Raw genomic sequence first — 26,130 nt, 5'->3', positions numbered from 1 at the left:
CAACTCTTGGAGTAGAGGCTGTAAGACCCGTCTAGCGGGCAAACCTTGATGATTCCAGAATTCCCTAGCTTTGAGCGCGGGGAGTATGTCAATCTTATTTACCACACGCCGCTATAATTAGATTTTTGAAAGGGTCTAATGTTCCATGTGCTGTGGGATTTTTTATACAATAAAACCCTAGATTTATTAGTAGGTGCTTTGCCAAAAGTACATTGCATAGCTGAGGAAAATAATATTCTAGGTCTATATGATGCGCGCTTTTTACTCACTAAAAGCGAACAGTTAGTAGGAATGCTACAAATTGAGGGCTTGAGTGCAAATGCAATGGCCAAAGAGGAGCTACAAGGGTATTTTCAAAGTAAGCAAAATGCTTTAGATCAGTTGCAAGGGGTTATCTTGCGTATCCACACTAAACGCCGTAAATTACAGCTCAAGCATAACCACCATTTGAATAACGCTTATGCCCAAGCTATCCTTAATCAATTTGAGAACAAAACCATTTATGAAAACACCTACACTCTTATTTTTGAAACCGCCAAAAGCCCTTTTAAAGATTTTTTAGAACAAAAAAAGCTAGAGATCACCACTACCGCCTCCACACAGCTATATGAACACCAAGCTAAATTACTCTCTGATTGCATGTCTAAAATAACCCACGCACTCCAGCCTTTTAAACCAAAACCCCTCACCGCCACGCAGGCTTTAAATTTTTACGCAGAATTTATCAACGGCTTTTTTATGCCTCTTAAACCCACTTTAGGTTTTTTAGAGGATAGCTATATCGCAACTAATCTACATTTTAAAAGAGACTACTACATTCAAGAATACAATAAATCACATATTTATAACCGCATTTTAGGGATTAAGGCCTATGCTAGTAAAACCCTAAGCTCTTTAGTCTTTGCAAACCTATTACACCAAGAAAAAGAATTAGACATTATTTTTTCTATAGAACCTTTAGAGACGCAAAAAGCCCTGTCCTTTATCCAAGAAAAGATCCGTTTGACCATTAGCTCACTAGTCAAGCAAGAGTTACAAGAATACTATGAGCGCATCCAAGCAAAACAGCTTTGTTTACAAAAAATTGCCTGTAATCTCATTCTTAGACATTCCCATTTAGAAACACTCAACCAAGAAACCCAAGAAGTTTTAAGCCTTTTATCTAATGGGCATTTAGTAGGCGTGGTAGAAACTTTAGGGCTTAGACCCGCTTATTTTTCCTTCTTTCCCGGGCGTTTGCATTTAAACCCTCGTTTGCGTTGCCAAAGTTCTCAGGCCCTAGCTTGTCTGCTTGTCTTTGAAAAGCCAAATCGTGGTTTTAAATCAAACTCTTGGGGGAACATGCCCCTTAGTGTGTTTAAAAACCTCGATCACTCGCCCTATCTTTTTAATTTCCATAACCAAGAAGTCCCGCACAATACAGCACAACACAGTTTGCATAGAGCTAATGGGCATACCATGATTATTGGCGCTACAGGGACAGGTAAAACAACTTTGATGAGTTTTTTAATGATGAGCGCGCTTAAATACGATCGTCTCAATATCCTAGCCTTAGATCGCGCCTATGGGTTGTTTTCCTACACCCACTATTTTGGCGGTACTTATAACTCCGGCGCGCATTTTAAAATCAACCCCCTCTCTCTTAAAAACTCCAAAGAAAACATGGATTTTTTACACTCTTTTTATGCGGCTATGCTAAATATCCCCCTAAAACCACAAAACCAGCTAGACATTCAAGCTAGTAACGCTATTTCTAACACCCTTAAAACTTTATACGCGACACTGCCCCCTCAAAGTTTTTCATTACAAGACTTTAAAGACGCATTTATCCACACTCAGGCTTTAAACCTAGATCCCTATTTGTATAACCCTCTTTTTAACGCCTTAGAAGATAGCCTAGAATTTAAAACACCCATTACAACTATCAATATGGACGCTATTAGTACTAACCCTAAAGATTTAGGGCTCTTGGCCTACTATATCTTTTATAAGATTTTACACCAAGCCCTAGAGTACAACCGCGGCTTTTTGCTCTTTATAGATGAATTTAAGAGTTATGCGCAAAACCCTATTTTAAACACACATATCAATACTCTAATCACCCAAGCTAGAAAGGCTAATGGCGTGGTGGTTTTAGCCTTACAAGATACAAACCAATTAAACTCTATCCAAGATGCGGCCAGTTTTATTAAAAACATGGGTACTTTGATCTTTTATCCACAAAAGCACATTGATAGTACAGCTCTTAGCCGTGATTTTGGAATCAAACTTAGCCATATGGAACAACACTTTTTAGAAAACACCCCCACACATGCCCACCAAATTCTAGTTAAAAACATGGGCGATGGTAGTTCTAGTATTATTGATGTTAATTTACAATCTCTAGGCCCTTATTTACATATTTTTAATTCCAATGCAGGCTTAGCCAAACATTTACAGGGTCTAATGCAAAACTATCCTGAAACTTGGCGGGAGGTATTTCTCCAATCTCAAGATTGGGAGGCGATGTGAAGTGGCTAAACATTTAAGCTTGCTATCTGTGTTGGGGAGGGTTTGGTTCTCACTCCCTATAGTAGGGATTTTACACTGCGCTAGATACGAATGTATGCGGGTATTGTACAACAAAAGTAAGAATAGGTGGCATTCATTCCACCCGCTAAAGATAAGTGGGATTTCTGTTAAAGGTTATTAAAATAGTGGGAGTTTTACATGGATAGTTGGCATTTTATTTTAGAGTTAGTGGTGCTTTTAGGGGCGATTTATTTAGGTGTGCGCTTAGGGGGCATGGGGATTGGGTTTGCAGGGGGGCTTGGTGTAGTGTTACTTACACTAGGTCTTGGCATGCACCCCGGAGTTATTCCTTGGGATGTGATTTTAATTATCATGTCAGTCATTGGGGCAATTTCATGCATGCAATTAGCTGGGGGGTTAGATTATTTAGTACAAATTGCAGAAAAAGTTTTGCGCTCCAATCCTAAATTTATCAATTATTTAGCCCCTTTAGTTACCTATACCCTCACTATCTTAGCCGGCACAGGGCATACCTCTTTTTCTGTACTACCCGTTATTGTAGAAGTTGCTAAGGGGCAAAATATCCGCCCCTGCAGACCCTTATCTTTAGCGGTGGTGGCTAGTCAAATCGCCATTACAGCTAGCCCTGTTTCTGCGGCGGTAATTACGATGAGTGCGTTTTTAGAACCTCTAGGGGTATCCTATCCCATTCTTTTAGTGATCTGTATTTTAACAACGCTTTTAGCCTGCATGCTCACCGCATTTATAGTTAGCACCTTTCTACCCAATGCACTTAATGCACAAGCACAAGTACAAACCACCACTAAACAAGCCAAAGCACTACCCAAGAGTGCTAAACTTTCAGTTTATATTTTTCTGATAGGGATTTTAGCCGTCGTACTATACGCTACGGCTATCTCTAAAAATGTTGGGTGGATTAACCCGGTTGTGTTGCCACGCGATGCGGCTATTGTAAGCTTCATGCTTGCCATTGCTACCTGTATCGCTCTTTTTTGCAAACTCAAATGTAACGACTTAGTACAAACCAGCACCTTTAAAGCGGGCTTGAGTGCATGCGTATGCGTACTAGGGGTAGCATGGCTAGGGGATACCTTTGTTAAGGGTTATATTGCACCTATTAAAGTTTTGGCTTCCTCTTTGCTTGGCCACTATCCTTTTTTGTTGGCCGTAGGTTTGTTTTTCACTAGCACGCTGCTTTACTCTCAGGCAGCCACAACTAAAGCTTTAATCCCTAGCGTGATTTTAGCTCTAGGCCTTACACCAGAAAACCACCACGGGGTTTATATGGTGGTGGCTTCTTTTGCGGCAACTTCAGCGCTGTTTGTCTTGCCTACTTATCCGACTTTATTAGGGGCTGTACAAATGGATGATACGGGGAGTACTAAAATTGGCGCTTATATCTTTAACCACCCTTTCTTTTTCCCGGGTGTACTCATGGTTACTTTCTCTGTAGCTTCTAGCTTTTTACTAGCGCCTATGTTACTTTAGTTAGGGGCATCTTTGGGAGGTTTAGCAAAAAGAGATTCAAGCATGCTTAAGCCTACCTTTTGATCTTTTTGCATGTTTTCTTTAGATTCAAGTACTTCAAAGTCAATATTATAACCAGTGAGCATGCAAGCTAGGCGTACATTGACCCCGTTTTTGCCAATGGCCTTACTTTTTTGATCGCCATAAAGGGTAACAAGTGCTCTTTTCTCTCCTTGTTCTTCACTTAATTTAATGCGAATTGTCTGAGCAGGTGAAAGGGTATTTGCAATATAAATCTCTGGAATATCATTATAATGCACACAGTCAATACTTTCATTACACAATTCTTTACTAATTGCATTGATACGCACACCCTTAACCCCCACAGTAGCCCCGATTGGATCGATCTGGCTATTATGCGAACGCAAGGCTAATTTAGCCCTATCGCCCGGAATTCTAGCAATGCCCATGACTTCAATTTCTTCATCAGCAATTTCAGGTACTTCTAAACGCAAAAGAGCTTCTAAGAATTTAGGGGTTGTTCTTGAAAGTTCTAACACTAAACCTTGTTTACTAAAGCGTACATTTTTTAAAATAGCCCGTACACTATTGCCCACTTTAAAGCTTTCCCCTTTAATGCGATTTTTTAAAGCTAAGATTGCTTGTAATCCATCAATTTCAATATAAGTATTTTGGTTAGCATCAATATCTAAAACAACCCCTGTAACAATGGTATTAAGCATGCTTTTATACTTCTGAAAGTACTGATCTTCTAAACTTTTTTGGATATTGTATTCTAAGTCTTTAAAAAGCGTATTGACTGCACCCCGTTTCATGTCTTTTAAACTGATCTCATAGTGCAACAAATCATTAGGTTTTAAAGAGGGGTCGCTTTTATGGGCTTCTTTTAAAGAGAGTGTATTTTTAGGGTCTTGTTCTAATTTAGGATCGCCATCGGCACACACCTCAACAACATGTAAAAGGGCTAGATCTTTATTTGAATCATCAATGACAAAATTAGCCTCTGTGTCTAAACAACTCCGCGCAACTTTCAAGATACTATTTTTCACAACATCTTTAATCGTCTCTAAACTCAAACCTTTTTCATAGGCAATCAATTCTACAATATCTAATATTTTCTCCACTTTTATCCTTTGGAATTTACACGGGGGAATGAAATCATTATAACAAAATTAATCTTTGTTACCAAATTGCGCCGTAAAGCCCGCAAGCTTGCTAAGCGGATTAAGGCGTTTTTTTTGTGTTATAATGTTCGCCATAGAGTAAGGGCTCAAACTCTTAGAGTAGAGGCTATAAGACCCGTCTAGCGGGCAAGCCTTGATGATCCTCTCAATCCCGCAAGCTTAACGCTATGGAGAGTATGTCAATGGCTAAAATTTGAGTGAGGGTACGCTGTAGGCAAAATTAAAAGTAATTGTCCCTAAGCCTTCTAAATCCATTTCTAATTTGGCTTCCTCTTGAGAGAGGCGATCTAATTTAGGGAAAGCCACTAAATAAGCTTTGGCGTATTTGTTGGTGGTGTAAAATATCGAGTCAAATTCATCTTTGCTAATTGGCCGTATCCATATGGGTGTGTAGCTACTATTATTCAGACCATAGAGTTTATAAGTCATCACATCATTTTCATAAACACTAGAATCTTGGGCAAATATTTCAATGAAGAAAAATTCGCGTTGGTGATAAGATACAGGGTCTACTTCGTTTAAATGGGTTGCAAACACGCTCACTACAGGGCGTAGATCTTTGATAATCTCACCTTTTCTAGTGGCTTGGGTGCGTTTTTCAGCTAAAAAGCCGGGCATGTAGGCTGTATCCATGCGATTGGTACAACCCGTAAGAAAAAGCAGTAATAAAATAAATAAAACCCGCATGCTATAATTTTAGCATTTTTAACTCTAGGCAAAACCCATGCTAAAACACCTTATTAGTACAAAAGATCTAAGCAATGCACAGATTCTAACACTTCTAAAACGCGCCAACACCTTACTAGATCAAAACCTACAAGGCGCGCTTTGTTTAAAAAATAAAGTTATTTTGGCTCTTTTTTTTGAACATTCTACCCGTACGATCGCTAGTTTTCAGACTGCAAGTTGCCGTTTAAATGCCCATTTTAATGTTTTTAATGTGCAGGGTAGTTCTACTAAAAAGGGCGAAACTTTATTAGACACGCTTTTAAATTTGCAAGCCATGCAAGTAGATTTAATCATCACCCGCCACCAATACTCTAGTGCAGCCCCCTTTTTTGCTAAACACCTCACATGTGCGCTAATTAACGCCGGTAGTGGCTCTCTAGCCCACCCTACCCAAGCGCTTTTAGATTTACTCACCCTTTATAACCACTTTGAAGGGAATTTAAAGGGTAAAAAAATAGCCATTGTAGGCGATATAAAAAACTCGCGGGTGGCCAATAGCAACATGGAATTATTGCCCCGCTTTGGATTAGAAATTATCCTTGTCTCCCCCCCTCATTTTCTCCCACAAACATCCTTTGCACACACCCATAATCTATACGAAGCTTTAAAAGAAGTAGATATTGTGATGTGTTTGCGTACCCAAACTGAGCGCCACTCTTTACAAACCTACGGTTCTTTACAAGATTATGCGTATAATTATTGTCTTAAGGCCTCTATGTTGCAAGATAAAGAGATTATCATTCTACACCCCGGACCTGTGCATCATAATATTGATATTGAGGATAAGTTATTAGACGATCCTCGTTGTAAAATCTTGCAGCAGGTTAAACTAGGCGTTGCTATGCGCATGGCTTTAATAGAATTAATGTTAGGCTAGTGTTTTTAGTAATGCTTCAAAGGCACTTTTAAAGGCATTCAAACCCTCATCTAAAAGTTGTTTATAGGCTAAATTTAAATCTTGTAAATTGATCTCTTCTCTTATAGAGGGGGAGCTAGGGTTATTATAATACGCATCTAGTGCATCTAGTGGAGCGGTACTAATGCTATGTTCTAGTTTAAGCCCTTGGATATAGTAGTCTTTGGGTAGGGTTAAATCTTTAACCCCTGTGCTAGCAAAAAGCGGATAGACTTGATCACTCACAGCACGCACTTTATCATAGCAAGCTAGGGCATTAGCAATTCCCACTTGGTTTTTTAAATGCGCCTGTGTAGCAGAAAGTTTAGAATTAGCTAGAGTATCAACCCTAGAGACAAAAATACTCACAACGGCCATTTTTGCTTTTAAAAGCGCTAAGGTACAATCTTGCGCCTGTTTAGGTTCAAAAATTAAAGTCGCATTTAAGGGAATATTGTGGCCTGCTAGATACTCCATTATTTCTAAGCCAGATGGAGTAGCCGGTACTTTAATCATTACATTAGGCATATTGATTTGTTTAAATAAAGAAAGGGCTTCTTTAATACTTGCCTGTACTTGATTAGCTAAAAAAGGATCAATTTCTAAACTAATATAACCTGTGGCTTTATTTTGTTCCCATAAGGGAAGTAAAATTTGAGCGCACCTTTTAATATCTGTAATCACTAAGTTTTCATAAATATCTTTAGCCGTACTTTTAGTACTCTTAAGTTTAGCAATATCGCCTTTATAGGCGGGTTTACTAAGGGCTTTGGCGAATAAAACCGGGTTAGAAGTCGCGCCAAAAACATGTTGTTTTTTGATGAGGGTTAAAAACTCTTCTTCTAAAAAACTGCGTTCAATAAAATCACACCACAAGTAACAATCTTTCATAGACCTCGATCCTTAAAATAAGTTTTAACAACCTCTGTATCATCAAAAGGAATGGCTTTATCGCCAATAATTTGCACGGTTTCATCGCCCTTACCTAAAATGAGTAAAATTTCATCGCTTTTAAGTTCCTCCAAAGCCAAACAAATTGCCTTATAGCGATTAATCTCTAAGATCACCTTGTCGCGTTTTTCTACAGCAATGCCTACTAAAATATCTTGCATAATTGCCATAGGCTCTTCATGGCGTGGGTTATCAGAGGTGATATAAACCTTAGTAGCGTATTTAGAGGCAATGGCTCCCATTAAGGGGCGTTTGCTTTTATCGCGATTGCCCCCCGCTCCAAAAAGGGCCTTGATTTTTCTTGTCTTAAAGCTATTAAAAATTTGTTCAAACCCATCGGCGGTATGGGCAAAATCTATAATCACTAAAGGCTGCTCATGCACCACTTGCATACGCCCCTTTACCCCTAAAAAATGTGGGATTAAATCACAAAGTGTTTTTAGAGATTCTTTAGTTAATAGCTTGATACATAAAATTCCGGCTAAGAGATTATAAAGATTATGCCGCCCCACAAGAGGCGAGTATAATAAACCCTGTTCAAATTCAGAATTTTGATGATAACCGGGTTTTTCAGTAAAACAAATATGCGCACTCAGACCCTGCAAACTATAGGCATTCACGCTTAAATGGGTTTTATGTTCAATGGCATAGCCATAGGCATTTTTAGGGTTAAAGCGCACAAAGGCATCATCGCGGTTAATGATTTTTAAACTCTCATCGCTTAAAAATGCATTTTTCACGCGGCGGTATTCCTCTAAACTGCCATGGTAGTCTAAATGATCGCTAGTGATATTTGTAATCACTTTGGCGCTAAAGTCTAATCCTAAAATGCGCTCTTGATTAATGGCATGAGAACTTACCTCCATCACAAAATAATGCGCCCCTCTTTTAATGGCTTGCTCTATGTTAGCATAGACTTCTAAGAGGCTAGGTGTGGTCAAACCCTTTTGTTTTAAGCAAGTATCATTGAAGAAAAACCCCCGCGTACCTAAGAGTGCACAAGAATAACCCAAATCTAAAAGCAAAGAATAAATCAAACTAGCCGTCGTGGTTTTTCCATTAGTACCGGTAATGCCAATGAGTTTAATATCTGTATTGAAGTATTTTTTAAGCTCTTTAGCATGGATAAAGGGCACGCCATGCTCTTTTAAATACTCTTGTACAAATCGCGTATTAGTGGGGGTTTGTACGAGTAAGGTATCTTGATCTAATTCTCTTGTATCATCGCTAAGATATGTAAAACACCGCTCAATTTGGATTTCTTTAGAGATTTTCACTTTTTATGTACTTTGGGGGATTGTTTTTCTAACATGAGCGCTTTTTGTAAAATGGCAGAAATTCTTGAGTCATACCATAAAAGTTCGCGCATGTTTTCAATGTAGGAAATAGACATATCATAAAACGCGTTTTCAACCAAGCTATCTAAAAACTCGTAAAAATCCTCCCTTTTATCAAAGATCACTTTTGTACTAAACATGAGATTTTCAAACACTTCTTTAAAATTTTTCCCCGCACACATGGCCTTAAAATCTGCGTATAAAATCCCATCTAAGCTTTCGGTTTTAAGCTGGTTTTCTTCACCAAAAGCTTGGGCCATCTTACTTAGACTTTCATCAAAGGAAGTGATGAGGTCTAAAATTTGGTTTTGGATACTGATTTTATAACGGCGCGGTTGGGAATCTAGTAAATTTTTATAAAGCTCGTAAAAACTATGGGCTTCTTTTGGAAAATCTAAAGCAATATCGCTAAGAAGTAGCCCAATTTTGGCATGGCCATCTGTGGAGTCTAAAAACAACGCCTGCCCAAATAAAAAAATAGCTCTAAAATACTGCTTTTGTAAAAAGGCTTCATAACCCCGTGCACTTAGTGTTCGCTTTTTCGGGTCATTGGTCATAAATCCGGTAACCTTTAAGAAAAGAGTCGCGCATACTGTTCTTTAGAGACATGTACAACCTGCATATCTGGGTGGATTTCTTCTTGTAAACAACGCTCAATGCCAAATTTAAGGGTGTTAGCACTGCTAGAACAACCCTTACACGCCCCCTCTAAACTCACATAAACCTTAGCCTCTTTAATCCCTAAAAGTACCACATCGCCCCCGTCTCTAAGCAGCATGGGGCGGATTTTTTCTAAAGCTCTTTGTACAGGTTTTTGTAATTCTTGATCGCTAAACACCATTTTACGCCTCCATTAAGAAGTCTTATTATAACTTATAACCCTAAAAATGCCAATGGATAGTAACTACAACTAGGGCTAATTTAAGCATTTTTTAGACAATTTTGTATTAAAGTGAGCCCCGCAATGAAATCCAAAAGCGCTACTTCATTCCAAAAAGCCTTTAGAAAACTCCAGCGCGACAATGTCAAGATCACTTTAGCCATTGTCTTTGTCGTAATTATTGCCGGCATGGCGCTTTTCTTTGGGCATGCTAATTTACACATGCCCTTATTAGCTTTAGCCACCGTTGTAGGCGGTTACATGGCGATGAATATTGGGGCTAATGATGTGGCTAATAATGTGGGTCCCTTAGTGGGTTCACAAGCCATTACTCTAAGCATGGCTATTTTAATTGCGGCTATTTGTGAGGTATTAGGGGCGGTGCTAGCTGGTTCTGAGGTGGTACAAAGCATTAAGGGTAAAATTATCAATCCGGCTCATATCCAAAGTACTACGGTATTTGTAGGTATGATGTTTTCTGCTTTGCTTTCTGGAGCAATTTGGTTACACCTAGCTACAGCCATTGGCGCACCCGTATCTACCACACATTCCATTGTGGGCGGGATTTTAGGGGCAGGTTTAGTAGCTGGAGGCTTAGGGGCTGTTAACTGGTCTTTTTTAGGGGGGATTGTAGGCAGTTGGATCATTTCTCCTTTAATGGGCGGGGGAATTGCTATGGGTTTATTGGTGCTTTTTAAATACATCTTAAGCGATAGAGAGGATAAAAAGGCGGCTGCTTTAAAATCCATGTCTGCAATTGTTGGGGGAATGGGGTTATCTTTTAGCTGGTTTATGCTAGCTAAGGTATTACATTTGACTTTAGCAATGTGGCAAGAATTAGGCTTAAGTATGGGGGTGGGTTTTGTGGCTTATGTAGGCTTTAGAGCTTATGTGAAGAAAAAATTACCCAGTTTAGAAAACACAAGAGAGAGTGTACACACCCTCTTTACTTGGCCTTTAATTTTTAGCGCAGCCCTTTTAAGTTTTGCTCATGGGGCTAATGATGTGGCCAATGCCGTAGGCCCTTTAGCCGCCATTGTACAAAGCCTGCAAGAGTGGGGCAACCATGCCATTCCAACTAAAGCCTACGCGCCCTCATGGATCATGCTCATTGGTGGGCTTGGTATTGCTACAGGTTTAAGTTTATATGGGCCAAGATTAATTAAAACCGTAGGCAGTGAGATCACGGAGTTAGATAAAATGCAGGCCTTTTGTATTGCTATGGCAACGGTGATCACGGTTTTATTAGCCTCTAAATTAGGGCTTCCTGTAAGCTCTACACATATCACCATTGGGGCGGTTTTTGGGGTGGGTTTTTTACGCGAGTTTTTACAAAAGCGTTTGTTTGAGATGAAACAGATGATCTTAGATGCCCACCACGGAGAAGATGAGGCAGTTGTTAAAAACTTTTTAAATCGCTTTGAAAAAGCCAATCCCAGACAAAAAAAAGAGATGTTAGCCTATCTTAAAGCCTTGCAAAAAGAAAATAACACCCTAGAGTATGCGGTTGGGTTGAGTAAAAAAGAGCGCAAATCGCTTAAAAAGGCTTATAAAAGCGAGTTAGTGAAGCGTTCAGTGATTAAAAAGATCATCACGGCATGGCTAGTTACCGTGCCTATCTCGGCATTGTTAGGTGCTTTAGGGTATTATTTAGTGGATTTTTTTAAAATTGTAGAAAGGCTATAGTTTTTATAGTTGCCACCGTTATTAAATCTACCCTAAAATTTTAAGGAGAGTGATTGGATTACGAACCGATTTTGATGTTCACCCTTGCGCTCCTTTTGATTTTGCTTAATGCGTTTTTTGTTCTTTCAGAATTTGCAATTGTAAAAGTTAGGCGCTCCAAATTAGAGGAATTGAGTTTACAGAATAATAAAAACGCCGTTTTGGCTTTAAAAATCAATGCTTCAATCAACACTTATTTAAGCGCTACCCAACTAGGTGTAACCCTTTCTTCTTTAGGTTTAGGTTGGCTAGGCGAACCAGCCATTGCCCATTTTATTACCCTTTTTATCCAAAAATGGGTACGCTTTGAAAGTTTACATGGGGTAATTCATAGCCTTAGCGTGGTGATTGCCTTTAGCTTGATCACGCTTTTACATGTCATTTTAGGCGAAATTGTACCTAAATCTATTGCCATTGTGCGCTCAGAAAGTGTTGTACTTTGGATTGCTAGGCCTTTGCATGCCTTTTGGTTAGTTTCTTACCCCATTGTTAATCTCTTTGATTTTTTAGCTAAACTAATTTTAAAACCCTTTGGCATTGAACCAGAACAAACCACCGCACATTCTGAGGAAGAAATTAAGATTATTGTAGGCGAAAGCTTACGCGGGGGAGTGATTGATTATGTGGAGGAGGAGATCATTAAAAACGCGGTGGATTTTTCAGACACTAGCGCTAAAGAGATCATGACTCCGCGCAATGACATGGTCTGTTTAGATGTACAACACTCTTATGAGGAGAATATGCGCACTATCCTTAAATACCCTTTTACCCGTTACCCTTGCTGTGAGGAACATAAAGATAATATTTTAGGTATGGTACATATCAGAGATATTTTATCTGTTTCTCTAGCCGATCAAAAAGAGCCGGATTTGCGCGCTATGGTACAAGAAATGCTAATTGTACCAGAAAGTGCCTCCATTTCACAAATTTTAATTAAAATGAATCAACAACAGCGGCATACCGCCCTTGTGGTAGATGAATACGGGGGGACTTCTGGATTACTCACGATGGATGATATTATTGAGGAAATCATGGGGGATATTTATGAAGAACATGATCTAAGCAAGGAAGGGATTAAAAGATTAGACGAACACACTTTTGAATGCGATGGCATGGTAGACTTAGAGGATATTGAAGAGCTTTTGGGTTTTCGCTTTGATCAGAATTATAAACAAGTAACTTTGGGGGGGTATGTTTTTAGTTTGCTAGAGCGCTTGCCTGAAGTAGGCGATGTTGTAGGCGATGCAAAATGCATTTTTGAAGTACTGGATATGGACAAGGCACGCATTAGAAAACTTAAGCTTATGAAGAAGGATATTTGATGCGGTTGAAAGGGATAAAATGGATTATGTGTATGGGGTTATTAGTTGGATTAATACAAGCAGTGCCTTCAGGGGGAAAAGGTACAACAGATTTTAATACGCTTGAGACGATTAAATCCTCTCCAAAAGTGTTTTCAGACCACCCTTCGCTAATCTCTCTTAAACAGGCTTGGGGGATTGTACTAGCCAATTATGAGGGGATTAAAGCCCAAGATTATGCCGAGAAAAAGGCCAAAAAATTAAGCACAGCGGCTAAACTTTCTTTTTTACCCGAAATTGATTTAAGCGCCTTTTATGTCCATTTGGGTAAACAAATTGAAATTTCCCCTTTAAGTGCCAACACTCAGGGGCAAATCAAAAACTTAGCCGGAGGGGCGGAGCGTTTTTTAAGTAACCCAGCTTTAGCGGGTACACTAAGTCATATGGGTCTTAGCAGTTTATCTGGTGGGTTATCTTCTATAGCTCAGGGTATGGGGGGCATGGTTAATACTCTTACCCAGCCTTTTTTATTCTCTAAACAAAATATTGTCATGGGGGCTTTGAGTATCATTTATCCACTCTACATGGGCGGGGCGCGCTTTTACATGAGTAAATTAGCCTCTCTAGCGCATAAAGAATCTATGGAGGTTTCAAGACTTAAAAGGCTTTCTACTTTCCAAGAATTGGTAAAAATTTACTATGGTTTGGTATTAGACATGGAAGTTTTAGATGTACTTAAAGGCGTAGAACAAGGGCATTTAAAACATTACCAAAACGCCCTTAAACGCCAAAGGGCTGGACAAATTGCTAAAGTAGAGGTGCTAAGTGCTTCAGTGGCCTATGAAAAAAGCAAGATTAAAACCATGCAGGCTAGAGACGCGCTAGAGGTAGCCACTTTAGCCTTTAACACTATTTTATCTAGCCAAAGCATGCCTGTTTCAAAAGCCCATTTTGCCCCCACAGCCCATTTAAATATCCGTTTGAAAAAAGCCCTGCCTAATCTTAGTTTTTTTATACAAGAAACCCTAAATTCCTACCCCGTTCTTAGAAGTCTAGCCATTAAAAAGCAAAGCGCGCATCAAATGACTAATTTACAAGTTTCTAAATTCCTCCCTCACTTTAACTTCTTTGGAGCTTACCTAATGAAAGAGAATAATTCTATGTTTATGAACATGATTCCTGAATGGTTTGTGGGCGTGGGAGCGAGATTACCCATTTTAACCCCTACTGGGCGCATCATGCACTATCAGGCGGCTAAAATTGATGAACTCCAAACCGCAGCTTTACAAAGCCAAGCTAAAAAGGATATGGAGCTTTTAGTACACAAAACTTATTTACAATGCCAAGCGCTACTTAAAGAATATAAAAGTTTAGACTCTAGCATTGCATTAGCAAAGGAAAATTTAAAACTCCAAGAGGAGGCTTTTAATCAAGGTATGGGTACAAATGCCTCAGTAGTAGATGCGCGCAATTCCTTAGCCGGTATTTTAGTAGAGCAAAAAACTAGCGCCTTTAAATATATCAGTGCCCTTGTAGATTTAATGGTACTAAGCGATCACACCGACTTATTTTATGACTTTGTTTATTAAGGATAGCCATGAAAACATCTAAAACACCTGTTATTTTGGCTGGTTTTATTGCACTAGGGATTTTATTTTGGCTTTTTAAACTCTATTATCAAGCCTATAACCACAAACAACAGCGCTTACAAGGTTTTATTGAAGCAAGAGAATATAGCGTAAGCTCTAAACTAGCCGGACGCGTAGAAAGCGTGTTAGTCAAAAAGGGGGACTTTATTAAAAAGGGTTCTTTAGTCTTTACCATTAATAGCCCTGAGGCAGAGGCTAAACTCTTACAAGCTAGCTCTAGCCATAAGGCGGCTAAGGCTATGAGTAATGAAGTGTTGCGGGGTACTCGTAGCCAAACGATTCAAAGCGCTAAAGATGTTTACCAAGCTGCTAAAGCCCAAAGCGATTTAGCTGAGGAAACCTATAAACGCATCCAAAGTCTTTATGATAAGGGAGTGGCTAGTTTACAAAAGCGCGATGAGGCTTATGCGGCCTTTCAAAGCGCTTCGTTTAATAAAAGTGCTGCTTACCAACACTATAAACTAGCCCTAGAGGGGGCATCTTCAGATACCAAGATTGCCGCTCAAGAAAAAGAACAAGCAGCTTTAGGACAACTCAATGAAGTACAGGCTTTTTTACAAGATAAGAATGCTTATAGCCCCATTGATGGGGAGGTGAGTAATGTCTTGCTTTATAGTGGGGAACTTAGCCCAAAGGGTTTTCCTGTAGTCTTGGTGATGGATACTTCTAATGCTTGGCTTAGCTTGAGCATACCTGAAAAATACCTGAGTCGCTTTACCGTAGGCTCTACTTTTAAGGGTTATGTACCGGCTTTAAAAGAGGACTTAGAATTTAAAATCACCCATATTGCCGTGATGGGGGATTTTGCAACTTGGAAAAGTACAAATGCTAGCCAAAGCTATGACATGAAAAGCTTTAATATTGAAGCCACTCCCTTAAAAGACATGCAACATCTACGGGTGGGCATGAGTGTACTTGTGGATATTCCACAAGAGTAAAATGTGGGCTAAGTTTTTAAACGATCGCTTTAATTGGGCAATTTGTACCATGCCGCTTTTTTTAGGGCTTTTAATGGCATGGATTTTTTACCAGCAAATCCCTACACGGCTTAATGTGGGGCTAGTAGATTTAGATAAAAGCCATTTAAGCCAAGAGATCATTAGTAGTCTGAATGCTAATAGCGCGCTTAATGTCAAATATTTTTATAGTAGTTTAAAAGAAGCCAAGCCGGCAATTGCTTCTAAAGAGATTTATGCTATCGTGGTTTTACCCCATAACTTAGAGCGCCATGTTAAACTAGGGATTAAAACCCCTCTAGCTCTTTATTACAACGCTGAATATGTGTTAGTGGGTAAAACCCTAGCGAATGCTTTTTTACAAACCCTAGTTACGATAGATGTAAAACAAGATGTGGCGCGCAATCTAAGTACCCACCATGATCTAACTATGGCTAAGGCTTTAGCTTTCCCCTTACATGTTAATTTACACCCCCTCTACAATGAGCACAATAATTATTCTCAATTCTTACTCACCGCTATTTTACCTTGCATGTGGCAAATCCTAGTGGCTCTTGGCATGCTTAATTTTTTACAACACTGTGTACATATCCGAGAAGTTCTAACCGCTCTAGGGCTTAATACCCTTATTTTTAGCCTTTGGGGTACTTTATTGGTGGCTTATCTTAAACCTTATAATGCGCATTGGGGGGTGTTACTTCTAGCGGTGGTTTTATTAGTTTTAGGGGTTTCTAGTGTGGTGATGTTTTTGCATGCTCTTATTAAAGATCCAGTACGCACGGCTTCTTTTATTGCAGCCTACACCGCCCCCTCTTTAGCCTTTGTAGGGGTAACTTATCCCATAACTAACATGTCTACTTTAGGGGAATTTTGGAGTTCTTTACTCCCCATTAGTTATTTTGTTAAATGCTACATCGCCCTAGCGCATTATCAAGAAGGTTTGGGCTTAGCTTTAAACTCTTTAAGCCAAATGCTCTTTTTCCTACTCTTTTTACCCTTAAGTTTGTTAATTTTACAAAAAAAAGGGGTGACATGATAAAGGCATTGGCTCAAGAATTTAGAGCCATTTTTAGTAATTTTGCCGTGCTTTTTATCATCATAGGCGGGCCTTTATTTTATGCTTTTCTCTATCCTCTCCCCTATAAAAACGACATTGTAACCCACCAAAAAATCGCCTTAGTTAATAAAGATCAAAGCTTTTTATCCTATAAACTCACCCAACTATTAGAAGCACCCCAAGAAATAAGTATTGCCTATTTCCCTAGTTCTTTACAAGAGGCTAAAAAGCTTTTAGAAGAAGAAAAAGTCTATGGCATTGTGTTTATCCCCGAGTTTTTTGAAAAGCATGTTTATACCGGTGTACCGGCTAGTGTTGAGCTTTATGCCAATGCTAATTATTTTTTAATTTATGGTGCAATCGCCCAAGCCACTTTAAGTACAATCCAAGACCTTAGCCATAAAATTAAGATTGATAGAGAACGCTTTTTAACTAATCAGACTAAAGAGCATGAACTCTTTTCCTTACAAACAATTCCTTTATATAACTACTCTCTAGGCTATCTTAATTATGCCCTAGCCCATGTTTTACTCTTTATTTTGCACCAAACCCTTTTAATTGGCACAGGGATTTTAACCACCACCACCCCTAAGTGTTTCCCAAACTTATTAGAATCTTTGAGCTTTGTCCTTGTCCGTTGTTTTTGTTTTAGCTTTATTTATTTATTTTTGGTCTTGTTGTATTTAGGGGTTCTTTTTACCTATTATGGTATCCACACCCATGCTAATCCTTTAGCGCTACTCATCTTTGCTATGATCTTTATTTTCTCAACAGCTAGCTGTGGGGTGTTATTAGGTACTTTTCTTTCTAAACCAGTCCAAGCCACTCAAATAGTACTCCTCTCTTCTTTGCCCTTAATCTTTATGATGGGCTTTATCTGGCCTACTGAACTCATGCCCTCTTTTTTACAAATCCCCTTGCAAGCAATCCCAGCCACCCACGCTCTCTCAGGTATGGTTATGCTTAATCAAATGGGGGCTAGCTTAAATGAAGTGATCAAACACATAGGCGCTTTAATGGCCATTGCTCTAGTGGCTTTAAGCTGGAGTGCTTGGCGTTTAAGAGGGATCAAACATGTCTAAAAAGGCTTTTATAATTGCCATTCAAGAAGCTTTCCCACACACTTTACCTATTTGTTTGGGCTATATGCTTATGGGAATTACTTGGGGGGTTTTGTGCAAACAAGATGGGCATGGCCTCTTATTTATCTTAGGGGTTAGTTTATTTATCTATGCAGGGGCTGTACAGTTTATGCTAGTCGCGCTTATAGAAATTAAGGCTAGTTTACTTAATATTTTTTTACTCGTACTTCTAGTTAATGTGCGCCAAATGTGTTATGCCATTTCCATGCTTGAACCCTTTGCCTCCATGCAAAAAAAACGCATATTCTACATGGCCCATACCCTAAGCGATGAAACTTTCATGCTTTTAAATCTGATTAAGCCCCAAAAATCTAATAATCAAGATTTTATGTTTGCTATTGCCTTACTTAACCATGGGTATTGGGTTTTTGGGTGTGTTGCTGGGGGATTATTAGGCAGTGCTCTTAATTTGAATGTGGCGGGCATGTCTTTTATCATGGTGGCTATTTTTGTGGTAATTTTCATAGAACAATGGAAGAGTACAAAGCGCCATGCAAGCGCTCTTATTGGTCTGAGCTCTAGCATTGCTTGTTTTTTACTCTTTGGTAAGACACATTTCTTGTTGCCTAGTTTGATTCTTATGGGGCTTATTTTTCTTTGCTTTAGACGCCAATTTGAGTAAAACTATGGATTGGTATTTGTATTTAGCTTTAGCTATCACCGGTCTTACAACTTATATAATGAAATCTTGGCTCTTTATATTCTTTAGTGGCAAAAAAAGCGCGCCAATTTTGCTCTATTTGGGGCGGGTTTTGGGGAGTGCTGTTGTTAGCATGCTCATTATTTATGGATTAAAAGATAGCCCTTTAAATAGCGCACCTTATGGTCTTAATGAGCTAGTAGCGCTATTAAGTGTAGTGGGGTTACATTTATACTTACGAATCTTTGTTTTAAGCATTGTGGGAGGAACGGGGGTGTATATGTATTTAGTTCAAAGCAGGGTGTTAGAAAATCTCTTTTAGAATTTATAAAGATACATGATATTAAACATCTCAGAAGTTTTAAAGTACTTAGAATCTGGAAGGCTTTTATCAGTAGGCAGGATTTTAAACCCTGCTTCAATGCGGTGTTTAGAATAAAGCGTCAGAGAGATACCCGCTTGGGCAACCACCCCAAAGGCTTTTACTTCATTGCCTATTTTAAATTGTTCATTATCCATATAAATCATAAACCCCGCACCCACCCCCCCATAAAAGCCTAAAAAATGTTGGTAAGAGCGTGTTAGACTAAATTCAATAGGAAGAGATAGCCCGGCAGAGGCTATTGCAAAAAAAGAATGCGTTCTAGGGCTATTAAACTGCCAATTAGCCTCAGAGGTGGCTAAATCTAGCGCAGCAAAAACCTTAAGCCCTACAGAGTTATTAAAATAGCTTTGAAACCCGCCTTTAAAACTAAGGACAATGGGAAAATTCTGTGATGGGCTATTACTCGTACCTGCTTTAATACTAACTGTGCCAAGTCCCATGCCAAAAAATCCGCCATTTTTAGCTTTAAGATGCTTTTGTTTGTTATATAAGCTAGTAAACCTGTTTCTCTCTTTAGACAAAGATTTTAGAAGTTTGTTAGAATTGCTCTTTGCCCCTAAAAAGCTTAGAGTAAACAAAATAACTGCTAGCAACTTAAGCTGCAAAGCAAAGTAAATACCCAATGTTTTATTTATCATAGATGTTGTATAATCCCTATCATAACATAAACGGCGGTGGATATGTCAGTGTCTCTTGCTAAGGGGGGTTTTTTTTGGTAAGTTCTGCCTATATCCAGTCGCGCACCCTTGTTTTACAAGGAAGTTGGAATTTTAAAACTTCTGCTAAAGCTCTAGCTCACCTAAAAACCATTCTTAAAGACGCCCCCCCCATAGAGGCCATTGATTTTAAAGGGGTGGCTAGTTTAGATTTTGTATTTTTAATGTTGCTTTATGATTTGTTAGGCCGCCGCAAACCTGAATTTCTCAACCCTAGCGCTTATAATGCAAGAGTCTTAGAAGTGGTAGAAACTTGGGTTAGGGCTAATCCTAGCATTTTAAAACAAGAGCATGTCTCCCGTGTTTTTATCAACCCCTTAGAAAAATTAGGGCGCGGGGTTGTTTCCTTTTATAACACCCTACTTAATACTTTTAATTTCTGTGGCATGATTATTTATTATGTGGGCTTGGCTTTTATACGCCCCAAATCTGTATGCTGGACGCCTTTAATCCACCATATCCATGAAAGCGGGTTTAAGGTTTTACCCGTGAGCATTTTAACCGTCTTTGTGGTGGGCTTTGCTATTGCCTTAGAGGGAGCAGTGCAGTTACAAGAACTGGGTTTTCCTATGATGAGTATTGAGATGACAGCTAAACTTGCCCTAAGAGAAATGGGTCCTTTTATTTTAGCACTTGTAGTAGCCGGGCGGAGTGCTTCTAGTTTTACCGCCCAAATTGGGGCAATGAAGATCACAGAGGAATTAGACGCTATGGAAACAATGGGGCTTAACCCTTTTGCTTTTTTAGTCTTGCCTAGAGTGATAGCCCTAGTCATTGCCATGCCCTTATTGGTGTTTTTAGCCGATGCCTTTGCGCTTTTAGGGGCAATGATTGCGATTAAATACCAACTAGGCATAGGCTTTGCCCATTATGTTGCGCGCTTGCATGAAAATGTCGGCTTATCGCATTTTTTTATCGGACTCATTAAAGCCCCTTTTTGGGGATTTGCCATTGCTTTAGTGGGTTGTATGCGCGGGTTTGAGGTTAAGGGCAATACAGAATCTATTGGGCAACTCACCACTATTAGCGTGGTCAATTCCTTATTTTGGATCATCTTTTTAGACGCCCTTTTTTCGGTGATCTTTAGTAGACTTGATGTCTAATAGCACTTCCTCTCAAAAACTTATTGTAGTGGATAATGTCTATAATGCCTATGGGGAGCGCTTAATTCATCGGGGCGTGAGTTTTGAGGTGTTTAAAGGGGAGATATTAGCTATTTTGGGGGGAAGTGGGAGTGGGAAGAGTACCTTACTGCGCAGTTTAATTTTACTTAACCGCCCTATTAAGGGTGTGATTAATGTTTTTGGGACAGATATTTGGAAGCTTAAGGAGCGCCAAAGGGATCAAATTTTACAGCGTATAGGGGTGTTATTCCAATTTGGAGCGCTTTATAGTTCGCTTACGGTTTTAGAAAATGTAGGGGTGATGCTAGAGGAGTATAGTTATTATCCCAAGCAAAATATCCTTGAAATTTCTAAAATGTGGTTAGATCGTGTGGGCTTAGATCCAAGTGTGTACTATCTATATCCTTACGAACTTAGCGGGGGCATGAAAAAACGCGTGGGCTTAGCCCGCGCTATGGCAACTAATCCTGAGATTTTATTTTTAGACGAACCCACAAGTGGTTTAGACCCTTATTCGGCCGATACATTTGATGCATTGCTTTTATCGCTTAAAGAAGCGTTGCATTTAACCGTGGTGATGATCACCCACGATCTAGACTCGGTTAAAAACACGGTGGATCGTTTTATCATGCTTAAAGACGGGTTGATTGATTTTGATGGTACACTTAAGGATTTTATTGAGCATGTTAAAACCCACCCCTTAGAAGAGGGCAATTTATTTAATTCTACACGAGGAGAGAAGTTTTGGAAAGGCATGTAAACTACACTCTCATTGGCGGTATTTTTCTTGCTTGCATGGTGTGTATGGTGGTCTTTATTTTATGGTTAGGGCATTTTAATTTAGAAGATAAAGACTACATGGGTTATGTGATGTATACGGATAAAGATTTAAATGGGATAGGGGCTAATACACCCATTAATTATAAAGGGATTCAAATTGGTTCTGTTAAGCATGTGGCTTTTAATAAGGGGCATTTAGGAATGGTGAAGTTAGATTTGCGTATCCAAAGCCGCGTGCCCATTCATAAAGATTCTTCATTAAAAGTTGAATCTCAAGGTTTGGTGGGGTTAAAATATTTAAGCCTCATACAAAGTAACTCTAAAGAGTTTTATAGCCAAAATGATAGTGAGCGAGTGCTACGCTACGAACAAAGCTTTTTAGAAAAACTCACCAGTAGCGCGGGGCATATTTCTAATGAAGTCCTCTACATCATTAAAAGCATCGATCAAATTTTAAGCCCCCAAAATGTTGATAATATCAGCAAAACCATCGCCTCTATCCAAAAGCTTACAGGTGGGTTAGATAATACCCGTTTAGCTCTAGATCGCCTTTTAAATACAGCAACCCAAACAGCAGAACAAGCCACAAAGACGCTAAAAAAAGGCGATGGTTTTCTTGAAAGTGGCCGTACTTTAGCCCAGCATGGCGATCAACTTGCACTCAGTATCAATAAAAAAGTTGAGGATAAACAATATGATTTTAAAACCATGCTCACCCCCTTGATTATGCAAATGGAATTGAGTCTACGAAACATTGATAATTTTGTACAAAAAGGTTCTAGCTTGATTGATAAATTTGATGCCAACCCTTATAAGACAATTTTTGGAGATAGAAAATGAAAAAACACATCGGGTTGGTGTGTTGTTTTTCTGTACTTTTTTCAGGTTGTTTGAATCTTAATCTCAAGCAGATGTTGCCAGATGTTAAAGATTATGATCTTAATACCACAGAATCTACTACCCCTACTTGTTCCCAAGTCCATGATATAGGCCTTATTGGGATTCAAAGCGCGGATTTATACGATACAAAACAAATTGTGTTTAAAAACGCTCAAGGGCAAGTTTATTATGCTAAGCATACAAAATTTATTGATCTACCTAAAAACATGCTTAAAAACATGCTTCTTTTACAAGCGGCCAAACACTGCCTTTTTGTCTCGCGCCCTCCCCACATCACAACCCCCTATGCCACTATCAAATTAGATATTCTCTCCCTTGCTATCTTAGATCAAAATGGGCAGTATCAAGCACAATTAGTATTAGATTATTCTTTAAATACACCACTAGGTAGCCAATATAAGCGCATCACCCAAAGTCAAACAATCGCTACTAAAGATGATGAGATTTTAGAAATTAAGGCACTGCAGCATGTTAGCCTTGAGGCTATCACCCAGATTTTAGAACAAATCCAAAATTTAAAAAAGTAATTGCTTAAAATTTCTTAGCAAGTAATTTTTTAAGATTTAAGTGTGAGGTGGTGTGATCTGGCTTGGGGGAAAGCACACCTTAAAAGTATTTTGATAATAGCGCGAAGAGGGAATAGGATTACTACTAATTTCTAATCTAAGATCATAGCGCTCACAAATTTTATGCACTAAATCCAAACCAATCCCATAACCTTTTTTATGCACATCTAGGCGGCTGTAGCGTTTTGTGAGGGCTTCTATTTTAGCTGTTGGGATAGCCTGCCCACTATTACACACACTCAAATCTTGATTTAAAACTACCTGAATAAAACCTTGCGGGTGGTTGTATTTAATCGCATTCATGAGTAAATTACTCACCAGAGTAATCATATCCTCCTCGCACGCCTCAAAGGTTTTAGATTCTAAATGACTTTTGAGTTCTAATTGATAAAAGGCAGCCATTTGATCTAAAGAGGCGATTTGCTGGGCTACTAGTGTTTTTAAATCTAAAAGCTGGGTATCTAGGTTTAAATCCTGTGTTGAGATATAAGCAAGGCGGTAGTAGAGGTGAGAAATGCGCTGGGCACTGGCTAGAATGCCTAAAAGTTTGGGGTTATTCTCTTGTTTAAATAAGGCTTTAGCAGCAATGAGTAAAGCAGCAATGGGGGTGTTTAACTCGTGGGCAAGGTCTTGGCTAAAGGCGCTAATGCGCGATCGTTCATCGGCTAAGGGTTTTAAAAATAGCCGTGCTAGAAAGAAAGACATCGCCCCCATACAAATAAACACACCCGAAAAGATTAGCAACACGCGCCGGTATAGCGATGCAAATAAATGGTGGGGGTGATTTTCCTCTATTAGCACTAAATCTACTCCCAAATGTCCAAAAGTTTTATTATCCACCAAATAAAAAGCATCTTTTTGATCTAAAAACAAAGGAAAAGAAGTTGCGTGCCCAAAAAAGGCTAGGCTTGTAGCGTTACCAAAATTATGGTTATAAAGAACATGGCGCTCTCCATCTAGCAGTACAAAATGCAGATAACTATACCTACGCGCTAAAGTCTTAAAAGGTTCGTCCCAATGGTGCATGTGTGCTTCTATAATATCTTGGGTGATTTCATTACTCTGGGCTTGCAAACGCACTTGGGTATTTTCTAAGATAAGGCTTTTGGCATTGTGTAAAAACAAAAGTGCGATAAGAGTGATGAGTACAAAGGAAAAACCTAGCAACAGCACAAAAAAACGCCTTAAAGATTGTTTTTCATACATGTTAAGTTTCATAAAATCCTCAAACAATAGCCTAAACCCTTAACATTCTGGATATGATCCCTACCCAAGAGTCTACGCAAATTTTTAATATGGCTACGCAAAGTTGAAGAATCAACCTCGTCTTCATGATGCCATACATTGGCCATGATCTGTTCATGCCCTAAGACTTGGTTTTTATGTTTGAGAAAAAGTTCTAACAAGCATTTCTCCTTAGGGGTTAAAAAGTAATTTTGATTAGCCTTTTGCAAAACTCCATTTTCATAAAAACAATTAGGGTTAATCTGTATTCTAGGGGGTGTTAGCAAACGCTCCATACGCAAATACAATTCTTCTAAATCAAAGGGCTTTTTAAGATAGTCGCTAGCCCCAGCATGGAAAGCCTGTCTTAAAGTCTGCATATCACTACAAACACTAATAAAAATTGCCGGAGTGGTGATGTTTAAATCTCTTAGAATCTGTAAAATTTGAAAGCTATTGCCCTCAGGTACTTGCACATCTAGTAATAATAGATCAAAATGCTGTTGGCTTAAAATTTCCATTGCCGGTGTTTTATCATAAGCGCCTATAACCATAAACCCCGTGTGCTTTAAAAATTCCTCTAGCGTGCGGTGCAATAAAACATCATCTTCTAAGAGAAAAAGTTTTTTCATTTCCATATTGTAGCATTTTGACTACAAATACAGCTTTTGACATACTCCCAATAGCTAGAGCTAGGGGATTTTAGAATCACAAAGGCTTGATAGCTAGGCCGGTCTACAGCCTCTCCTCCAAGAGTTGATGCCCCAACTCTGTTTGCGATTGTAACACAAAACCTTTAGCATGCGCCTTATATCCTCATAGCTAAAGCTTGCGGGCTTTAGCGCGCAGTGGGTTAAAATTTTTAATAAAAACCATTACAATAACTTAAAAAACATCGCTAGGAAGATTCATGCTAGATCGCGTTGCTTTAAGTTGTGGGAATGGGGGTAAGCAGAGTTTAGAACTCATTAAACAGGTCTTTAAACCTTATTTAGGGGAGTTTTTATGCGCCGATGGAGAAGATGGTGGGGTGTTTAAAGCAGAGGGTTCATGGGGGGTAAGTACAGATAGCTTTGTAGTTGATCCGCTTATCTTTGCTGGGGGGGATATAGGCAAACTTAGCGTATGTGGGAGCGCAAATGATGTGTGCATGGTAGGCTCAAAGCCAACTTATTTGAGTGTGGGTTTTATGCTAGAAGAGGGGCTTGAAATTGCACTATTAGAGCAAATTTTAGCTTCTATGCGCATAGAATTAACATTAGGAGAACTCAAGCTTTTATCTTTAGATACAAAGGTTTTACCTAAAAATAGCATGGATAAAATCTTTATTAACACCACCGCACTAGGCCCCACTGTCTACCCTAATTTAAGCGCTAAGAATCTTAAAGAGGGGCAAAGTATTATTGTTAGTGATTTTATTGGTAGCCACGGGGCCTTGCTCTTTGCTTTGCGCTCTGAAATCCAGCTAAGCGTATCCTTACAAAGCGACTGTAAACAACTTTTCCCCATTTTAAAACCACTTTTTGCAAGCCAATACCCAATTTATGCCTTGCGCGATGCAACTAGGGGTGGATTAGCTGCTGTACTTAATGAATGGGCGCATGCCTCTTTAGTAGATATTGAAATTAAGGAGGCTAATATTCCTGTATTAGAGGAAGTACGGGGAGTGTGTGAGATTTTAGGGTTAGAACCCTATGTCTTGGCTAATGAGGGGGTGTGTGTGCTTAGTGTTGATAGCGTACATGCGCCTAGTGTATGTAAGATTTTAACACAGAGCGGAGCAAACCCCGCCATTATAGGGACTGTGTGCAAACAAAGCCAAACCCCCCGGGTGTTTTTAAAAAATGCATGGGGGTCTAGGCGTTATTTAGAAATGCCAGAGGGGGAGTTATTACCTAGAATTTGTTAGAGGGGTGGGGTTTATTTAATTAAGGCGTTGGGGCGTAATAATAAGTAAGATTTAAAAAGT

The 26,130-nt window shown here is 39.1% G+C and carries 25 protein-coding genes; 16 read left to right on the top strand and 9 right to left on the bottom strand.

Annotation, left to right across the window (positions count from 1 at the left end; genetic code table 11):
- Positions 1–138 precede the first annotated feature (138 nt).
- Together G6Q00_RS00505 and G6Q00_RS00500 are read left to right on the top strand one after the other, a co-directional pair.
- Complete coding sequence (locus G6Q00_RS00505; protein ID WP_163531539.1) at positions 139–2,511, top strand: FtsK/SpoIIIE domain-containing protein; 2,373 nt, start codon at positions 139–141, stop codon at positions 2,509–2,511.
- A gap of 198 nt (positions 2,512–2,709) precedes the next feature.
- Positions 2,710–4,020 (top strand): anaerobic C4-dicarboxylate transporter, encoded by a 1,311-nt coding sequence (locus tag G6Q00_RS00500; protein ID WP_163531538.1) that lies wholly within the window; start codon positions 2,710–2,712, stop codon positions 4,018–4,020.
- Here G6Q00_RS00500 and nusA read toward each other — a convergent pair.
- Together nusA and G6Q00_RS00490 are read right to left on the bottom strand one after the other, a co-directional pair.
- Positions 4,017–5,144 (bottom strand): transcription termination factor NusA, encoded by a 1,128-nt coding sequence (gene nusA / locus G6Q00_RS00495; RefSeq protein WP_205426418.1) that lies wholly within the window; start codon positions 5,142–5,144, stop codon positions 4,017–4,019. The two genes, G6Q00_RS00500 and nusA, sit on opposite strands and share 4 nt — an antisense overlap.
- 246 nt (positions 5,145–5,390) lie before the next feature.
- Positions 5,391–5,891: a hypothetical protein gene (locus G6Q00_RS00490; protein ID WP_163531537.1), complete on the bottom strand. Its 501-nt coding sequence runs from the start codon at positions 5,889–5,891 to the stop codon at positions 5,391–5,393.
- A 37-nt stretch (positions 5,892–5,928) separates the two neighbouring features.
- Between G6Q00_RS00490 and G6Q00_RS00485 the strand changes: the two genes are divergently transcribed.
- Positions 5,929–6,810, top strand: coding sequence for an aspartate carbamoyltransferase catalytic subunit (locus G6Q00_RS00485; protein WP_163531536.1), 882 nt, complete (start codon positions 5,929–5,931; stop codon positions 6,808–6,810).
- Here G6Q00_RS00485 and tal read toward each other — a convergent pair.
- Genes tal through G6Q00_RS00465 form a run of 4 tightly spaced genes read right to left on the bottom strand, consistent with a single transcriptional unit; the run spans position 6,802 to position 9,957 of the window.
- Positions 6,802–7,719, bottom strand: coding sequence for a transaldolase (gene tal / locus G6Q00_RS00480; protein WP_163531535.1), 918 nt, complete (start codon positions 7,717–7,719; stop codon positions 6,802–6,804). The genes G6Q00_RS00485 and tal overlap by 9 nt on opposite strands.
- Positions 7,716–9,056 carry a UDP-N-acetylmuramoyl-L-alanyl-D-glutamate--2,6-diaminopimelate ligase gene (locus G6Q00_RS00475; protein WP_163531534.1) on the bottom strand — a complete coding sequence of 447 codons (1,341 nt, stop codon included), beginning with the start codon at positions 9,054–9,056 and terminating at the stop codon, positions 7,716–7,718. Before G6Q00_RS00475 ends, tal begins: the two co-directional genes overlap by 4 nt.
- Positions 9,053–9,673 (bottom strand): histidine kinase, encoded by a 621-nt coding sequence (locus tag G6Q00_RS00470; protein WP_163498447.1) that lies wholly within the window; start codon positions 9,671–9,673, stop codon positions 9,053–9,055. The genes G6Q00_RS00475 and G6Q00_RS00470 overlap by 4 nt, the downstream gene beginning before the upstream one ends.
- A gap of 14 nt (positions 9,674–9,687) precedes the next feature.
- Positions 9,688–9,957 (bottom strand): NifU family protein, encoded by a 270-nt coding sequence (locus G6Q00_RS00465; RefSeq protein ID WP_163531533.1) that lies wholly within the window; start codon positions 9,955–9,957, stop codon positions 9,688–9,690.
- Positions 9,958–10,080: 123 nt separating this feature from the next.
- On the opposite strand from G6Q00_RS00465, the gene G6Q00_RS00460 reads away from it, so the two are divergent.
- From G6Q00_RS00460 to G6Q00_RS00425, 8 genes are all read left to right on the top strand, one after another.
- Positions 10,081–11,682: an inorganic phosphate transporter gene (locus tag G6Q00_RS00460; protein WP_205426417.1), complete on the top strand. Its 1,602-nt coding sequence runs from the start codon at positions 10,081–10,083 to the stop codon at positions 11,680–11,682.
- A 74-nt stretch (positions 11,683–11,756) separates the two neighbouring features.
- Complete coding sequence (locus tag G6Q00_RS00455) at positions 11,757–13,043, top strand: hemolysin family protein (protein ID WP_205426426.1); 1,287 nt, start codon at positions 11,757–11,759, stop codon at positions 13,041–13,043.
- A 32-nt stretch (positions 13,044–13,075) separates the two neighbouring features.
- Positions 13,076–14,611: a TolC family protein gene (locus tag G6Q00_RS00450; RefSeq protein WP_240330896.1), complete on the top strand. Its 1,536-nt coding sequence runs from the start codon at positions 13,076–13,078 to the stop codon at positions 14,609–14,611.
- A gap of 8 nt (positions 14,612–14,619) precedes the next feature.
- Positions 14,620–15,609, top strand: a complete 990-nt coding sequence (locus G6Q00_RS00445; protein WP_205426416.1) for an HlyD family secretion protein — start codon at positions 14,620–14,622, stop codon at positions 15,607–15,609.
- 1 nt (position 15,610) lies between these two features.
- Positions 15,611–16,663 (top strand): ABC transporter permease, encoded by a 1,053-nt coding sequence (locus tag G6Q00_RS00440; protein WP_240330895.1) that lies wholly within the window; start codon positions 15,611–15,613, stop codon positions 16,661–16,663.
- Positions 16,660–17,766, top strand: coding sequence for an ABC transporter permease (locus tag G6Q00_RS00435; RefSeq protein ID WP_163531532.1), 1,107 nt, complete (start codon positions 16,660–16,662; stop codon positions 17,764–17,766). Before G6Q00_RS00440 ends, G6Q00_RS00435 begins: the two co-directional genes overlap by 4 nt.
- Positions 17,759–18,448, top strand: a complete 690-nt coding sequence (locus G6Q00_RS00430) for an AzlC family ABC transporter permease (RefSeq protein ID WP_163531531.1) — start codon at positions 17,759–17,761, stop codon at positions 18,446–18,448. Before G6Q00_RS00435 ends, G6Q00_RS00430 begins: the two co-directional genes overlap by 8 nt.
- On the top strand, positions 18,441–18,788 hold the full coding sequence (locus tag G6Q00_RS00425; protein ID WP_240330894.1) for a branched-chain amino acid transporter permease: 348 nt from the start codon (positions 18,441–18,443) through the stop codon (positions 18,786–18,788). Before G6Q00_RS00430 ends, G6Q00_RS00425 begins: the two co-directional genes overlap by 8 nt.
- Here the strand turns inward: G6Q00_RS00425 and G6Q00_RS00420 are convergent.
- Positions 18,785–19,291, bottom strand: coding sequence for an outer membrane beta-barrel protein (locus tag G6Q00_RS00420; RefSeq protein ID WP_240330893.1), 507 nt, complete (start codon positions 19,289–19,291; stop codon positions 18,785–18,787). The two genes, G6Q00_RS00425 and G6Q00_RS00420, sit on opposite strands and share 4 nt — an antisense overlap.
- A 272-nt stretch (positions 19,292–19,563) precedes the next feature.
- Between G6Q00_RS00420 and G6Q00_RS00415 the strand changes: the two genes are divergently transcribed.
- From G6Q00_RS00415 to G6Q00_RS00400, 4 genes are read left to right on the top strand one after another with little or no spacing between them, the layout of a single operon-like run.
- Positions 19,564–20,670, top strand: a complete 1,107-nt coding sequence (locus tag G6Q00_RS00415; protein WP_163531529.1) for an MlaE family lipid ABC transporter permease subunit — start codon at positions 19,564–19,566, stop codon at positions 20,668–20,670.
- Positions 20,663–21,451: an ABC transporter ATP-binding protein gene (locus G6Q00_RS00410; RefSeq protein ID WP_163498455.1), complete on the top strand. Its 789-nt coding sequence runs from the start codon at positions 20,663–20,665 to the stop codon at positions 21,449–21,451. The genes G6Q00_RS00415 and G6Q00_RS00410 overlap by 8 nt, the downstream gene beginning before the upstream one ends.
- The gene (locus G6Q00_RS00405; protein WP_163531528.1) at positions 21,436–22,311 is read left to right on the top strand and encodes an MlaD family protein; all 876 of its coding nucleotides are present in this window, start codon (positions 21,436–21,438) and stop codon (positions 22,309–22,311) included. The genes G6Q00_RS00410 and G6Q00_RS00405 overlap by 16 nt, the downstream gene beginning before the upstream one ends.
- The gene (locus tag G6Q00_RS00400; protein ID WP_163498457.1) at positions 22,308–22,898 is read left to right on the top strand and encodes a hypothetical protein; all 591 of its coding nucleotides are present in this window, start codon (positions 22,308–22,310) and stop codon (positions 22,896–22,898) included. Before G6Q00_RS00405 ends, G6Q00_RS00400 begins: the two co-directional genes overlap by 4 nt.
- Before the next feature lie 36 nt (positions 22,899–22,934).
- Here G6Q00_RS00400 and G6Q00_RS00395 read toward each other — a convergent pair whose 3' ends face one another.
- Both G6Q00_RS00395 and crdR read right to left on the bottom strand, forming a co-directional pair.
- Positions 22,935–24,155, bottom strand: a complete 1,221-nt coding sequence (locus tag G6Q00_RS00395) for a sensor histidine kinase (protein ID WP_205426415.1) — start codon at positions 24,153–24,155, stop codon at positions 22,935–22,937.
- Positions 24,152–24,799 (bottom strand): copper response regulator transcription factor CrdR, encoded by a 648-nt coding sequence (gene crdR, locus G6Q00_RS00390; protein ID WP_163531526.1) that lies wholly within the window; start codon positions 24,797–24,799, stop codon positions 24,152–24,154. Before crdR ends, G6Q00_RS00395 begins: the two co-directional genes overlap by 4 nt.
- Positions 24,800–25,071: 272 nt before the next feature.
- Here crdR and hypE point away from each other — a divergent pair, with 272 nt between their 5' ends.
- Entirely contained in the window at positions 25,072–26,070 is a 999-nt protein-coding gene (hypE, locus tag G6Q00_RS00385; protein ID WP_163531525.1) for a hydrogenase expression/formation protein HypE, read from the top strand.
- The last annotated feature ends 60 nt before the right edge of the window (positions 26,071–26,130 follow it).

The sequence above is a fragment of the Helicobacter suis genome (genome assembly GCF_902196125.1).
Classification (GTDB): domain Bacteria; phylum Campylobacterota; class Campylobacteria; order Campylobacterales; family Helicobacteraceae; genus Helicobacter; species Helicobacter suis_B.
The sequence above is the reverse complement of the archived record's forward strand: the minus strand, read 5'-3'. Positions and strand labels throughout refer to the sequence as shown.

Coding starts and splice junctions, on each gene's coding strand:
- G6Q00_RS00485 (WP_163531536.1), top strand. CDS start 5,929: ATGCTAAAACACCTTATTAGTACAAAAGATCTAAGCAATGCACAGATT.
- hypE (WP_163531525.1), top strand. CDS start 25,072: ATGCTAGATCGCGTTGCTTTAAGTTGTGGGAATGGGGGTAAGCAGAGT.
- G6Q00_RS00455 (WP_205426426.1), top strand. CDS start 11,757: ATGTTCACCCTTGCGCTCCTTTTGATTTTGCTTAATGCGTTTTTTGTT.
- G6Q00_RS00435 (WP_163531532.1), top strand. CDS start 16,660: ATGATAAAGGCATTGGCTCAAGAATTTAGAGCCATTTTTAGTAATTTT.
- crdR (WP_163531526.1), bottom strand. CDS start 24,799: ATGGAAATGAAAAAACTTTTTCTCTTAGAAGATGATGTTTTATTGCAC.
- G6Q00_RS00500 (WP_163531538.1), top strand. CDS start 2,710: ATGGATAGTTGGCATTTTATTTTAGAGTTAGTGGTGCTTTTAGGGGCG.
- G6Q00_RS00460 (WP_205426417.1), top strand. CDS start 10,081: ATGAAATCCAAAAGCGCTACTTCATTCCAAAAAGCCTTTAGAAAACTC.
- G6Q00_RS00400 (WP_163498457.1), top strand. CDS start 22,308: ATGAAAAAACACATCGGGTTGGTGTGTTGTTTTTCTGTACTTTTTTCA.
- G6Q00_RS00430 (WP_163531531.1), top strand. CDS start 17,759: ATGTCTAAAAAGGCTTTTATAATTGCCATTCAAGAAGCTTTCCCACAC.
- G6Q00_RS00450 (WP_240330896.1), top strand. CDS start 13,076: ATGGGGTTATTAGTTGGATTAATACAAGCAGTGCCTTCAGGGGGAAAA.
- G6Q00_RS00420 (WP_240330893.1), bottom strand. CDS start 19,291: ATGGGACTTGGCACAGTTAGTATTAAAGCAGGTACGAGTAATAGCCCA.
- G6Q00_RS00410 (WP_163498455.1), top strand. CDS start 20,663: ATGTCTAATAGCACTTCCTCTCAAAAACTTATTGTAGTGGATAATGTC.
- G6Q00_RS00465 (WP_163531533.1), bottom strand. CDS start 9,957: ATGGTGTTTAGCGATCAAGAATTACAAAAACCTGTACAAAGAGCTTTA.
- G6Q00_RS00470 (WP_163498447.1), bottom strand. CDS start 9,673: ATGACCAATGACCCGAAAAAGCGAACACTAAGTGCACGGGGTTATGAA.
- tal (WP_163531535.1), bottom strand. CDS start 7,719: ATGAAAGATTGTTACTTGTGGTGTGATTTTATTGAACGCAGTTTTTTA.
- G6Q00_RS00505 (WP_163531539.1), top strand. CDS start 139: ATGTTCCATGTGCTGTGGGATTTTTTATACAATAAAACCCTAGATTTA.
- G6Q00_RS00395 (WP_205426415.1), bottom strand. CDS start 24,155: ATGAAACTTAACATGTATGAAAAACAATCTTTAAGGCGTTTTTTTGTG.
- G6Q00_RS00445 (WP_205426416.1), top strand. CDS start 14,620: ATGAAAACATCTAAAACACCTGTTATTTTGGCTGGTTTTATTGCACTA.
- G6Q00_RS00440 (WP_240330895.1), top strand. CDS start 15,611: ATGTGGGCTAAGTTTTTAAACGATCGCTTTAATTGGGCAATTTGTACC.
- G6Q00_RS00490 (WP_163531537.1), bottom strand. CDS start 5,891: ATGCGGGTTTTATTTATTTTATTACTGCTTTTTCTTACGGGTTGTACC.